General features: G+C 66.0%; 14 protein-coding genes and 1 pseudogene. 8 read left to right on the top strand and 7 right to left on the bottom strand.

The window, feature by feature from the left end; all coding sequences use genetic code 11:
* Window positions 1-239: 239 nt before the first annotated feature.
* Together rpoZ and folK are read right to left on the bottom strand one after the other, a co-directional pair.
* Window positions 240-506 (bottom strand): annotated as a pseudogene (rpoZ, locus tag QGG75_16465) (DNA-directed RNA polymerase subunit omega).
* 117 nt (window positions 507-623) lie between these two features.
* Window positions 624-1,124, bottom strand: coding sequence for a 2-amino-4-hydroxy-6-hydroxymethyldihydropteridine diphosphokinase (gene folK / locus QGG75_16460; GenBank protein ID MDP6068827.1), 501 nt, complete (start codon window positions 1,122-1,124; stop codon window positions 624-626).
* Between the two features lie 213 nt (window positions 1,125-1,337).
* Between folK and QGG75_16455 the strand changes: the two genes are divergently transcribed.
* The 4 genes from QGG75_16455 to QGG75_16440 all read left to right on the top strand — a co-directional run bounded on the left by QGG75_16455 (window position 1,338) and on the right by QGG75_16440 (window position 3,562).
* Window positions 1,338-2,024, top strand: a complete 687-nt coding sequence (locus QGG75_16455) for an NYN domain-containing protein (protein ID MDP6068826.1) — start codon at window positions 1,338-1,340, stop codon at window positions 2,022-2,024.
* 5 nt (window positions 2,025-2,029) lie between these two features.
* The gene (locus tag QGG75_16450) at window positions 2,030-2,701 is read left to right on the top strand and encodes a uracil-DNA glycosylase (GenBank protein MDP6068825.1); all 672 of its coding nucleotides are present in this window, start codon (window positions 2,030-2,032) and stop codon (window positions 2,699-2,701) included.
* 21 nt (window positions 2,702-2,722) lie between these two features.
* Entirely contained in the window at window positions 2,723-2,890 is a 168-nt protein-coding gene (locus QGG75_16445; GenBank protein MDP6068824.1) for a hypothetical protein, read from the top strand.
* A 195-nt stretch (window positions 2,891-3,085) separates the two neighbouring features.
* Window positions 3,086-3,562: a DsbA family protein gene (locus QGG75_16440; protein MDP6068823.1), complete on the top strand. Its 477-nt coding sequence runs from the start codon at window positions 3,086-3,088 to the stop codon at window positions 3,560-3,562.
* A gap of 30 nt (window positions 3,563-3,592) precedes the next feature.
* Here QGG75_16440 and smpB read toward each other — a convergent pair whose 3' ends face one another.
* A complete protein-coding gene (gene smpB, locus QGG75_16435) occupies window positions 3,593-4,066 on the bottom strand; it encodes an SsrA-binding protein SmpB (GenBank protein MDP6068822.1) in 474 nt (157 codons plus the stop codon).
* Between the two features lie 4 nt (window positions 4,067-4,070).
* Window positions 4,071-4,946 carry a 4-hydroxy-tetrahydrodipicolinate synthase gene (gene dapA, locus QGG75_16430; GenBank protein ID MDP6068821.1) on the bottom strand — a complete coding sequence of 292 codons (876 nt, stop codon included), beginning with the start codon at window positions 4,944-4,946 and terminating at the stop codon, window positions 4,071-4,073.
* Between the two features lie 184 nt (window positions 4,947-5,130).
* On the opposite strand from dapA, the gene QGG75_16425 reads away from it, so the two are divergent.
* Window positions 5,131-7,119 carry a lytic transglycosylase domain-containing protein gene (locus QGG75_16425; GenBank protein MDP6068820.1) on the top strand — a complete coding sequence of 663 codons (1,989 nt, stop codon included), beginning with the start codon at window positions 5,131-5,133 and terminating at the stop codon, window positions 7,117-7,119.
* Window positions 7,120-7,121: 2 nt separating this feature from the next.
* On the top strand, window positions 7,122-8,021 hold the full coding sequence (locus QGG75_16420) for an alpha/beta hydrolase (protein ID MDP6068819.1): 900 nt from the start codon (window positions 7,122-7,124) through the stop codon (window positions 8,019-8,021).
* A gap of 401 nt (window positions 8,022-8,422) precedes the next feature.
* Here the strand turns inward: QGG75_16420 and QGG75_16415 are convergent, their stop codons facing one another.
* On the bottom strand, window positions 8,423-8,863 hold the full coding sequence (locus tag QGG75_16415) for a hypothetical protein (protein ID MDP6068818.1): 441 nt from the start codon (window positions 8,861-8,863) through the stop codon (window positions 8,423-8,425).
* Between the two features lie 192 nt (window positions 8,864-9,055).
* Here QGG75_16415 and QGG75_16410 point away from each other — a divergent pair, with 192 nt between their 5' ends.
* Window positions 9,056-9,988, top strand: coding sequence for a 3-keto-5-aminohexanoate cleavage protein (locus QGG75_16410; protein ID MDP6068817.1), 933 nt, complete (start codon window positions 9,056-9,058; stop codon window positions 9,986-9,988).
* Between the two features lie 81 nt (window positions 9,989-10,069).
* The gene (locus QGG75_16405) at window positions 10,070-10,540 is read left to right on the top strand and encodes a 3-hydroxyacyl-CoA dehydrogenase NAD-binding domain-containing protein (protein MDP6068816.1); all 471 of its coding nucleotides are present in this window, start codon (window positions 10,070-10,072) and stop codon (window positions 10,538-10,540) included.
* Here QGG75_16405 and QGG75_16400 read toward each other — a convergent pair.
* Window positions 10,510-10,899 carry an AMP-binding protein gene (locus QGG75_16400; GenBank protein ID MDP6068815.1) on the bottom strand — a complete coding sequence of 130 codons (390 nt, stop codon included), beginning with the start codon at window positions 10,897-10,899 and terminating at the stop codon, window positions 10,510-10,512. The genes QGG75_16405 and QGG75_16400 overlap by 31 nt on opposite strands.
* Window positions 10,900-10,950: 51 nt before the next feature.
* Complete coding sequence (locus QGG75_16395; protein MDP6068814.1) at window positions 10,951-11,205, bottom strand: GFA family protein; 255 nt, start codon at window positions 11,203-11,205, stop codon at window positions 10,951-10,953.
* Between the last annotated feature and the right edge of the window lie 551 nt (window positions 11,206-11,756).

Raw genomic sequence — 11,756 nt, 5'->3', positions numbered from 1 at the left:
GTTCGTAAAGGTGCCCCGCCGGCCTACCAGCCCCGCGGGTGTCGGGATCGTTAGCGCCAGCCCGGCGTTCACTCCCCGTCCGTTTGGGAGGCCGCCTGGCTCTCGTCCGCCGCCTCGTCGGCAGCGCTATCCTCGGCGTCGCCCCCGTCCTCGGCGTCGCCGTCCCTGAGGGCCGGGACCTCGGCCTGGGCCGCCTGGACGACTTCTTCACTGGCCGCGGCGCCCCAATCCTGGCCCGCCATCAGCAGCGTCATGTCGTCGTCCTCGGGCTCGTCAAGCTCGACATGCTTTTGCATGCCGCGAATCATCGCTTCGCGCAGGGTGTCGACCGGCACCGTCTCGTCGGCGATCTCGCGCAGCGCCACGACCGGATCCTTGTCGTTGTCCCGCTCCACCGTCAGTTCCTCGCCCGAGGCGATCTCGCGCGAGCGCTGCGAGGCCACCATGACCAGATCGAACCGGTTGGGAACCTTGGTGACACAATCTTCGACGGTAACGCGCGCCATCTCTCTTCTCCGCAGTATTGTCAGCCGTGATAATAAATATTCACAACCGCCCCACAAAGCAAGGCGATAGCACAATATTTCTCAAGTTCTTCGATTTGACAACGAGCTCTGAGCCAATCATGCCAGCGGCTCGATGGCTTGAGGGCCGAGATCCGCGATCATCCCGGCCACCGAGCGGCCGCTCAGCGGATGGCGCCAATCGGGCGCCAACTCAGCCAGTGGCAACAACACGAAGGCCCGCTCGGCCAGCCGGGGATGGGGCAGCTGCAGCGCGCCGCCGCCGCTCGGCGGCCGGCGGACGAAATCGTCGTAGGCCAAAAGGTCGAGATCGACCACCCGGGCGGCATTGGCCTGGCTGCGCCGCCGCCCGACGGCAGTCTCGATTTGCTGCAGCTTTAGCAGCAAATCGTCGGGTGCCAGCTTGGTGCGCAGCGCCGCCACGCCGTTGACGAACCAGGGCTGATCCGAGGCCGGCAGCGGCGCGCTGCGCCACCAGCGCGACCGTGCCGCCACCTCGATGCCGGCCTCGGGCAGCTTCCCCAGTGCCGCCTCGAGGGTATCTTGCGGTTCGCCGTAGCGCCCCGACGGCAGATTCGCACCCAGGCCGAGGAAGATCAATTTCCCGTGCTCCGCCGCAACAAAGACTTGCTTCGTCCGAGAAATCGACTATTTCCTATAGGAACGCACCTCGGGTGTCCCCTGGGTGAATCGGATTGTATGTTTTTCTCGCGTTTGTTGCTAATGATAGCTGCAGTCATAAACCAGTGCCCTTGTTTACCAGCAATCCACTGAATATTCCGGCCGGAGGCCGGAGAGTAAGGAATATCAGCCATGACCGGACTCGAATCCTTTAAGTTTCATTCCGACGAACGTATCGCCCTTTTCATTGATGGCTCCAACCTTTACGCCGCCGCCCGGGCGCTGAATTTCGATATCGATTACAAGCGCCTCCTGGAGACCTTTTCGGCCCAAGGCCGGCTGGTGCGTGCTTTCTATTACACGGCGCTGATCGAAGACCAGGAGTATTCCCCCATTCGGCCGTTGGTCGACTGGCTCGACTACAACGGCTACACCATGATCACCAAGCCGACCAAGGAATTCACCGATGCCTCGGGCCGGCGCAAGATCAAGGGCAACATGGACATCGAACTGGCGGTCGACCTCTTGGAGATGGCGCCCCACATCGACCACGCCGTGCTGTTCTCGGGTGACGGCGATTTCCGCCGCCTCTTGGAGGCGGTCCAGAGCAAGGGCTTGAGAACCTCGGTGGTCTCAACGGTGCGTTCGCAGCCGCCCATGGCGGCGGACGAGATGCGGCGCCAGGCCGATCACTTCATCGAACTGCTCGACATCCAGGACCTCATCGCGCGTTCGCCCCAGGAGATTGCGGCCCTGCGCCGACGCGACGCGCCCGGGCATGACCATTACAACCGGGCCGCCGACGACGACGACGACGATCACGACGACGACCACGACGACGAATCCGAGGACCTGGATCCGGTCTACCACGACGCCTGAGCATCGTGCCCGCCGTTGCCGGGCTCGCCGGCGAGCCCCATTCCGCCAGCGAGCCCGCTTCCGATTGTCCGCTGTGCCCCCGTCTGGCCGACTTCCGCCGGGCCAACCGGCAGGCCTTCGCGACTTGGCACAACGCCCCGGTAGCGGCCTTTGGCGACCATCGGGCGAGGCTGCTGGTGGTCGGCCTGGCGCCCGGCCTGCGTGGCGCCAACCGAAGCGGCCGGCCCTTTACCGGCGATGCCGCCGGGGACTTGCTCTATCCCGCGCTCGAGCGCCATGGCTTGGCGCGGGGCAGCTATGGTGCCCGGCCCGACGACGGGCTCGAGCTGGTCGACTGCCGCATCACCAACGCCGTGCGTTGCGTGCCGCCGGAAAACAAGCCGGTAGCGGCCGAAATCAACTGCTGCCGCCAATTCCTGCGGGCCGAGCTGGCCAGCCTGCAAAATCTTCGCCTGATACTGGCGCTGGGCACCATCGCCCACAATTCGCTGCTGGCGGCGCTCGAGCTCAAACGCCGCGACCATCCCTTCGGCCACGCCGCGCGCTACCAACTGGGAGCCGGCCGCGAATTGATCGCCAGCTATCACTGTTCGCGCTACAACGTGAATACCGGGCGCCTGACGCCCCGGATGTTCGACGCCATCTTCGGCGGCATCCGCCGCGCTCTCGATTCCTGAGGGCACGAAGGGAGCACTGCCATGCCACCGACGATCGATGTCTTCTGGTCCTTTCGCAGCCCCTATTCCTATCTGCTGACGCCGCGCCTGGTGGCCCTGGAACGCGACTTCGAGCTCACTATCAAGGTGCGGCCGGTTTATCCCATCGCCATCCGCACGCCCGATTTCTTCGAGCGCGTAAATCCTTAGCCCGTATTTCTCACCCTGGCCATGGCCTGACAGCGCCGCCCGAAGGGTCGCGCCCAGGCGCGCGCCCGCCACGTCAAAGACCGAAGCGCGTAGTCCCACTACGCGCATCGGTCTTTTCCTTGCGGATCGCATCACCTGGACGCGCCGCAGGCCGTGACCAGGGTGAGAAATACGGGCTCATTCGCGCCTTATCTCATGCAGGACACCAGGCGCGTGGCCGAGAGCCTCGGGCTTCCTTTCCGCTGGCCGCCCAAGCCGGACCCCGTGGTGATGGACATGGCGAGCTACACCATCGCCACTGAGCAGCCCTACATCCACCGCCTTACCCGCATGGGCATCGCGGCCTGCCAGCGTGGCCGCGGCCTGGCCTACATCGATGAGGTCTCGCGGCTGATCTTCGGCAGCACCGTCGAGGGCTGGCACGAGGGCGACCACCTGGCCCAGGCGGCCGACCGCGCCGGTCTCGACGGCGCCGAGCTCGAGGCCGCGGTGGCCACCGATGGGGCGAGCTTCGAGGCGGTCATCGAAGCCAACCAGGACGACCACGCCGCCGCCGGCCACTGGGGCGTGCCGCTGATGGTGCTGGAAGGCGAGCCCTTCTTCGGCCAGGACAGGTTCGATCTTTTGGTCTGGCGCCTTGAGCAGAAGGGGCTGGAGCAGCGGGCGTCGTAGGTATCGCCAGACCTAACACGCCGCGAGCCGCTAACCCCGGTCGCGCATCAGGCGTTGTTTCTGGCGCTGCCAGTCGCGGTTTTTTTCGCTGGCGCGTTTGTCGTGCTGGCGCTTGCCCCGGGCCAGGCCGAGTTCGACCTTGGCCCGGCCGCGTTCGTTGAAGTAGATCGAGAGCGCCACCAAGGTCATGCCGGAACTCTGCACGGTGCCGATCAGGCGCCTGAGTTCGCGGCGATGCACCAGTAGCTTGCGCGGCCTGCGGGGGTCGTGATTGAGGCGGTTGGCCGGTCCGTATTCGGGGATATGGGCATTAAGCAGGAAGAGCTCGCCGTCTTTCTCGGCGGCATGGCTCTCGGCCACGCTGGCTTGGCCGTTGCGCAGCGACTTGACCTCGCTGCCCACCAGCACGATGCCGGCCTCGAGGGTTTGCTCGATGAAATAATCGCGGCGCGCTTTGCGGTTGATGGCGATCTTGCGGTCGCCCTCCCGCGCAGGGCGTGCCACCGCCTCAGTCCAAGAGTTCGCAGGCCCGCATGACGATGCGGATCTGCTTGGCGATCTTCTCGCCCACCGGCACCAGCGGCAGCCTGAGCTCGTCGGCACACCTGTCGAGCAGGCTGACGGCATGCTTGACCGGCCCCGGACTGGTTTCGAGGAAGAGCGCCGTGTGCAGCGGCATCAACTGGTCCTGATACTCACGCGCCTTGACGAAGTCGTCGGCCAGGCAGGCGTTTTGAAATTCGGCGCAGAGCTTGGGTGCGGCGTTGGCGGTGACCGAGATGCAGCCGTGGCCGCCGTGGGCCATCAAGGAGAGCGCGATGGCGTCCTCGCCCGAGAGCTGACAGAAGCCCGACCCCACCAAGAGCCGCATGGTGCTGATCCGCGAGGGATCGCCGGTGGCATCCTTGACGCCCACGATGTTGGGCAACTGGGCCAGCCTGATCATGGTGTCGATGGACATGTTGACCACCGAACGGCCGGGGATGTTGTAGATCAGGAGCGGAATGTCGGTGGCATCGTGGATGGCCCGAAAGTGCGCCGACAAGCCGTCCTGGGTGGGCTTGTTGTAATAGGGCATGACCAGCAGCGCGCCGTCGGCACCGGCCTTTTCGGCGTGCTGCGTGAGCGCGATGGCCTCGGCCGTCGAGTTGGAGCCGGTGCCGGCGATCACCGGCACCCGTCCGCCTGCCGCCTCGATGCACAACTCGGTGACCCGCATGTGTTCTTCGTGGCTCAGCGTTGGTGATTCGCCGGTGGTACCGCAGGGCACCAGGCCATGGGTTCCCTGCTCGATCTGCCATTCCACGAAGGACTGAAAAGCCTTCTCGTCGACCGCCCCGTCGCGAAACGGCGTGATTAACGCAACGATTGATCCCTGAAACATGGCCCACCCCTCTTGCCGGGAAATCCTGGGGAAAATAGCCACTTAATAGCGCTCGGGCAAGCGAAGTAGCCGCCTCTTTGCAACGCTGCCTTGTGGCCCAGGGGGCAGCGCCGCTATCATCGCCCCGTCCGGTGGCCGGGCCGCTGCCGGCCGGGAGCGCCTCGAGCCTAGCGAAACCTGCCGCATGCTGCCCAGCCGTCCGCTATTCCTCGCCTTCGCCGTGTTGCTCGCGGCCACCCCCGCTTGGGGGCGGGACACGACGAAAGACGGGGCCCGGCCGATGCTCTCGCCGGGCGACGTTGCGCTTTACCGCCGGGCCTTCAAGGCCACCCAGGCGGGCAAGTGGAAAAGCGCCACCCAGCTGGCGGCGCGGGCCGAGAACCGCCTGCCGGCCGAGATTCTGACCTGGCTCCACTTCAAGCAGCCCCAGCCCACCGCCAGCTTCGCCGAGATCACCACCTTCATCGAAGGGCACGCCGACTGGCCCGGCCAGCAGGAACTGCGGCAAAGCGCCGAGGCGGCGGCCTTGCGGGCCACAGGGAGTCAAGACAAGAGCCGGTTGCGGGCCTGGTTCGCGCGCTACCCACCGCAAAGCGGGCGAGGCAAACTGGCGCTGGCGGAGTTGCTGCTGGCCGAAGGCAAGCAGGCGGCCGGCCTGGCCCGGCTGCGCGACGCTTGGATCAACGGCAAGTTCCCCTATGGCGACGAACGCCGCTTCTACCGCCGCCACCGCAAGCTGCTGAGAGCCGGCGATCATGAGGCCCGGCTCGACCGCCTGATCTGGGACCGCCAGCGCCGCGGTGCCTATCGCATGCTGCGCCGGGTCAATGGCGAAGCCAAGGTTTTGGGCCGGGCGCGCCTGGCGTTGATGGAATCCTCGCCCCGCGTCGACGCCGCCATCGCCCAGGTGCCCGCTGAACTGCGCCAGCGCCCCGGCCTGGTCTTCGAGCGGGTGCGCTGGCGCCGCCTCAAGGGGCGCTATGACGACGCCGTGGCCTTCCTCATTCCGGCCCCGGCCGAGCTCGGCCGGGCCGGGCCCTGGTGGCGCGAGCGCCGCGTCCTGGCCCGCAAGGCGCTCTACCGCGGCCACATCAGCGAGGCCTACTACCTGGCCCGAGACCACGGCCAGCATGAGGCCTCGGCGGTGGCCGAGGCGGAATGGCTGGCCGGCTGGCTGGCGATGCGATTCCTCGACGACGCCGACGTCGCGACCGAACACTTCTGGCGCATCTTCCTCCAGGTGCGCTATCCCGTCTCCGTCGCCCGTGCCACCTACTGGGCGGGCCGGGCGGCGGCGGCCCAGGACGACGATCTGGCGGCCGAGGTTTGGTACGGCCTGGCGGCGGCGCATCCCACCACCTACCATGGCCAGCTGGCGGTGCTGGAGCTGGATGCCGGGGCCCGGCTGGCATTGCCGTCGGCACCGCAGCCCGACGCCGCTGATTACCAACGCTTCCGCCAGCGCCGCCTGGTGGGGGCCTGCCGGCTGCTGGCGGAGCTTGGCCAGCGCGAGCAGTTACGGCCCTTTTTTATGGCGCTGCTGGCCGCCGCTGAGCCCGGCGAAAGCGTCCTGGTGGCCCGCTTGGCTCGCGAGCTGGGCCGCATCGATCTCGCCGTGGCGGTAGCCAAGCGCGCCGGCCGGACCGGCCTGGCGCTGATCGAGGAAGGCTATCCGGTACCCCGCTTTGCCGGCCACAAGGACGTCGAGCGGCCGCTGCTGCTGGCGCTAGCCCGTCAGGAAAGCCAGTTCGACCGGAAGGCCGAAAGTTGGGCCGGGGCGCTGGGGCTGATGCAATTGATGCCGGGTACGGCGCGCAAGCTGGCCCGGCGCCACAAGATCCGCTACAGCAAGCGCCGCCTGCTCAGCGATGCCGACTACAACAGCCGGCTGGGCTCGACCTACCTGGCCGAGCTCATAAAGCTCTACAAGGGCTCCTACGTGCTGGCCCTGGCCGCCTACAACGCCGGCACGCCGCGCGTCAAACGCTGGCTGCGCACCTTCGGCGATCCTCGCAAGCAGGAGGTCGACGCCATCGACTGGATCGAGCAGATCCCCTTCACCGAGACCCGCGACTATGTGCAGCGCGTGCTCGGCAACCTGCAGGTCTACCGCCAGCGCCTGGCCGAGCGGCCGGTGCAACTGGGCCTCGCGGCCGACCTGCACGGGGGCTGACGGTGGCAGCGTCCGAACGCCGGCCCGAAGGCTACCGCCAGTGCCAGTTGACGGCCCAGGACGGCCTCAGGCTGGCCTACCGCGACTACGGCGAGGTGCTGGCGCCGGGTCCGGCGCTGTTGTGCCTTTCCGGCCTGACCAGCCAGTCCGGCGATTTCCACCACCTGGCCAGCCGCCTGGCGCACGACGGGGCGCGCCACGGGTCCTTGGGCTGCCGGGTGCTGGCGCTCGACTACCACGGCCGCGGCCGTTCGGCCTACGACCGCAATTGGCGCAACTACCGGCCCGAGGTCTACGTCGGCGACATCCTCGACCTGGCGGCGGCGACCAACATTTCGAGCCTGGTGGTGGTCGGCACCTCGCTGGGAGGGCTACTGGCCATGGCGCTGGCCTGTGTGCGTCCGACGCTGCTGGCCGGCGTCATCCTCAACGACGTGGGCCCCGAATTCGCCGGTGATGGCTTTGAACGCATCGCCGACCACGTCGGCACGCCGGCACCGCAGGCCGACTGGCAAGCTGCCGTGAGCTACCTCAGACACCTTTTCAGCCCAGCCTACCCGGGGCTCGACGAAGCGGCCTGGCTGGAAATGGCGCACAACACCTTCCAGCCGGGCGACGATGGCCGATTGCACCTCGATTACGACCTCGAGTTGGCCAAGGCGCTCAAGGCGGCACCGCCGCCGGGGGATCTTTGGCCGCTGTTCGGCGCGCTACGCCACATTCCCACGCTGGCCATCCGGGGCGCCCTGTCCGATCTTCTCAGCCCGGCCACCTTCGAGCGCATGGCGGCGGAAAAACCAGACCTCCAACGCCTCACCGTGGCCCACCGCGGCCACACGCCGCTGCTTGACGAAGTGGAATGCGTGGCCGCCATCGATGCCTTCCTGGCCGGTCGGTCTTGATTAGAGCCTCACCGGGCGGGCGCCGCCACAGGCGGCTTTTTGTTAGTCCCTCACCGGGCGGGCGCATCCGCGGAGTCTTGATTCGACCCTCACCGGGCGGGCGCATCCGCGCCCTTGGCCTCCGCCCCCCGTGCCGGGGCGCGGCTTATTGCCGATACCACGTGTGTTTTTTTGCGGCTTGGTCTTGGTGCAACGGGAGCGACCGCGACCCGCCGCTCCTGCGGCGCGCCCGCGCAGGCAGCGTAGCGAAGCGGAGCCGCCGTGAGCGATAAAGAGCCAACGGGAGCGACGGCGCGACCCGCCGCCCCTGCGGCGCGCCCGTGCAGGCAGCGGAGCGAAGCGGAGCCGCCGTGAGCGACAAAAAAGCCGGATCTCATTTGCTGAGATCCGCTCGATCCGCTCTAAGCGCCCTTTACGTCTTTGCAGATGATGTCGTGATAGGTGCCGAAAATAGAGCGCTGACCGGCTCCGGCGTGGCGCTTCCATTTGACGCTCAGGCCGCCGATCACTTTGGCACCGAGCACCTTTACCGCCGCCTTCATGAGAAGCTTCTCGGCGCGGGCCCGGTCCGCTTTCCTGGTGCGCGTATTGATCGGATTCTCGTAAAGCGCCTCGAGGAAGGCCTCGGTCAGGGCGTAGCGCTTGCGGCAGATCTTGCTGGCCTTTTTGAGGCTGATGATTTTCATGGTGATGACGGCGAATTCGAAGCGATAAAAGCGCTTGCCACGCAGCACCGGCGCGCTCATGGAATCGAGCACCACGGCGGCGGCCGTCGGCGGCCCCGGCTGGGCCTTCTCCTTGGCCGGCTTTTTCTTGCTGGCCGCCTCGGCCGAGGTAGCCACCAGGGCCCGCCAGGGCCGCAGCCAGAATGGTAGCGGTTGTCATTCGTCGCACGTTTTCGTCCCCCCCAAGATCGCCAATTCTAGCTGTTTGCCGGCCCCTGAAACAAGCCGGGCAAAAGTCCCTTGTTGCGCCCCGAACATTGGGTTAGGGGAATAACAGACGAAGGCAACAGTTGGGCAACAGGAGGCACCATGGCAACCTCGGGCAAAGTCATCATCACTTGCGCCATAACCGGATCGGCCCACACGCCGACCATGTCGCCCCATCTGCCGTGTACGCCCGACGAGATCGCCGAGCAATCGATCGCCGCGGCCCAGGCCGGGACCGCCATCGTGCACCTGCACGGCCGTCAGGATGACGGCGAGCCGACCGGCGATCCCGAGGTCTTCATGCGCTTCCTGCCGCGCATCAAGCAGGGCTGCGACGCCGTGGTCAGCATCTCGTCCGGCGGCGGCACCGGCATGTCGGCGGAGGAACGGCTGAAAGTGGTGTTCCGCACGGAACCAGAGCTTTGCACCCTCAACCTGGGCACCATGAACTTCGGCTACCATCCGATGATCGCGCGCTACCAGGACAAGTGGCAGCACGACTGGGAGCAGCCGTACCTTGAATCTTCACGCACCGAGCCCTTCATCAACACCTTCTCCGACATCGAATACATGCTGGAGAAGGTGGGCGATCTGGGTACGCGCTTCGAATTCGAAGCCTACGACGTGGGGCATCTCTATACCCTGGCCTATTACCTCGACAGCGGCCTGGTCAAACCACCGCTGTTTGTCCAGACCATCTTCGGCAACCTCGGCGGCATCGGTCCCGACATCGACAATCTGGTGTTCATGAAGCGCACGGCCGATCGTCTGCTGGGCGACGACTGGGTGTGGTCGGTGCTGGGCGGCGGCCGCTTCCAGCTCGGCCTGGTCACCACTGGCGCCATCATGGGCTCCAACGTGCGGGTCGGGCTGGAAGACAATCTTTATCTGGGCAAGGGCGAGCTGGCGCCCTCGAACGCGGCGCAGGTGGAGAAAATAGGCCGTATCCTGGCCGAGTTGTCGCTCGACGTCGCCAGCCCGGCCGAGGCCCGCGAGTTGCTCGGTTTGAAGGGCGCCGATCGCACGGCTTTCTGACCGCCGAGATCGGGTTTCCCGATCAGAACCATCTAGAAAATTCGATTTTCAATTTCGGCTTTCGACCCGACATTTGCGGCCATGTTTACCCCGGCCAGCGAAATCGAATCCGTCGGCTTGCTCGGCGCCGGGGACATCGGGGCTGGTTGGGCGGCCCATTTCCTCAGGCTGGGATTCGATGTCGTGGCCTACGACCCGGCGCCCGAGGGACCCGAGGCCGCGCGCCAGTTGGTGGCAGCGGCCTGGCCCACCATGGAAAACCTGGGCCTGGCGCCAGGCGCCGACCCCGAGCGCCTGCACTTCGCCCCCTCGCTTGCCGCCATGGCGGCAAGCGTTCAGGTGGTGCAGGAAAGCGGCCCCGAAAATCTGGAAACCAAGATCGCCGCCTTCGCCGAGCTCGACGCCGCCGCGGCGCCCGACGTGGTGTTGCTCAGCAGCACCTCGGGGCTAGCCATGTCCGACATCCAGGTGCGCTGCCGACATCCCGAACGCACCGTCGTCGGCCACCCCTTCAACCCGCCCTACCTCATTCCCCTGCCTACCAAGACATAGCGCTCGTCCGCGATGGCCGGCAGATCGGTCCGCGCCGCCGTCACGGTATCGGCGAAGCTGGCGTCGGCCAGCAGCAATAAGGTGTCGGAATCGTTGAGCAGCGATACCAGCCCGCCGGTTTGCAGGAGCGGACTGCAGGGCACAATGACGATGCCGGTGCGCGCCGCCGCGCCATACATCAACACCTGTTCGAGGCAGTTGGGCAGCAGCGTCGAAACCTTGTCGCCTTTCCCCAAGCCCGCCCGCAGCAACGCCTTGGCCAGCCGGTCAACCTCGGCGTTTAGCTCGGCGAAATCCAGCCGCCGGTTGCCGATGGCCAGCGCCGGGTGGCCGGGGCGATAGCGCGCATGGCGCGGCAGCAGCGTTCCCAGGTCGATGACCGGTTCCTCCTTATTGCATGCCCTGGAGCCCTATTTACCGAATCCCGCCTCGAAGCTCTCGATATCGCCCTTCACCATGCCCCAGGGCTGGGCGCTCCGGCTCCAGATGCGGCTATCGGGCCTGAGCCACGATGGATCGTCGAGCGAGCCGGCCTTGATCGAGAGATGCGTGGGCCGGCCGCTGGACGAGACGTAGAGCTGGCCGCCGCAGGTCGGGCAGAAGGCGTGGCTGACGACATTGCCGCTGTCGGCCGGGACGTCGTAACTGCGGGGTTGGCCGGCCAATAGCTCAATCGGGAAAATCCTGAGCTTGATTGATGATCTACGACGAAGACCCGCTCCGGCGTAGACCGAGGAAATCGATGGCGGGTGCAAAGCGACGGGAGAGGTGCTTCTGGATGACTGAAAATATGGACAAATGGGCTTCCCGACACAGGAAAATCGAGAAATCAGGTCATCGGGTGGCCGCGAAAATGATCCCGTTCCCTCGACGGTGGCACGGTGGTAAGATTTCCGCGAACCCGGAGGCTATCTGGTGAATGTCGCTCAAGGCAGGTTTGAGCCCACCGCGGCGGCGACGTGCAACTAGGCGCTTTCGTTGCGGCCTGCGGTCCAGCTCGGGTGGTGACGGAAAAGCTCGGGGTCGTGGCCCGGATACGAGCTCCACCAGCGGACGATAGCGCTTTAAGCATTATCTGGGAAATGTCGGATGAAAGGCGAGGAAGATGAGTTACGCAACAATTTCTACGTGGAAAGGTGATCGGTCCCCAGATGATGACATGATTGCCATGTTGAACTCGAAATATGCTCCAGCTCTCAAAGCAATGGGGGCGGTT

It is taken from the genome of Alphaproteobacteria bacterium (assembly GCA_030740435.1).
Lineage (GTDB): Bacteria > Pseudomonadota > Alphaproteobacteria > UBA2966 > UBA2966.
This window is presented reverse-complemented; position numbering and strand designations above follow the sequence as displayed.

Excerpts from the sequence above, each read along its gene's own strand:
- dapA (MDP6068821.1), bottom strand. The coding sequence starts at position 4,946 with ATGTTTCAGGGATCAATCGTTGCGTTAATCACGCCGTTTCGCGACGGG.
- QGG75_16455 (MDP6068826.1), top strand. The coding sequence starts at position 1,338 with ATGACCGGACTCGAATCCTTTAAGTTTCATTCCGACGAACGTATCGCC.
- QGG75_16425 (MDP6068820.1), top strand. The coding sequence starts at position 5,131 with ATGCTGCCCAGCCGTCCGCTATTCCTCGCCTTCGCCGTGTTGCTCGCG.
- QGG75_16440 (MDP6068823.1), top strand. The coding sequence starts at position 3,086 with ATGCAGGACACCAGGCGCGTGGCCGAGAGCCTCGGGCTTCCTTTCCGC.
- QGG75_16405 (MDP6068816.1), top strand. The coding sequence starts at position 10,070 with ATGTTTACCCCGGCCAGCGAAATCGAATCCGTCGGCTTGCTCGGCGCC.
- QGG75_16410 (MDP6068817.1), top strand. The coding sequence starts at position 9,056 with ATGGCAACCTCGGGCAAAGTCATCATCACTTGCGCCATAACCGGATCG.
- QGG75_16445 (MDP6068824.1), top strand. The coding sequence starts at position 2,723 with ATGCCACCGACGATCGATGTCTTCTGGTCCTTTCGCAGCCCCTATTCC.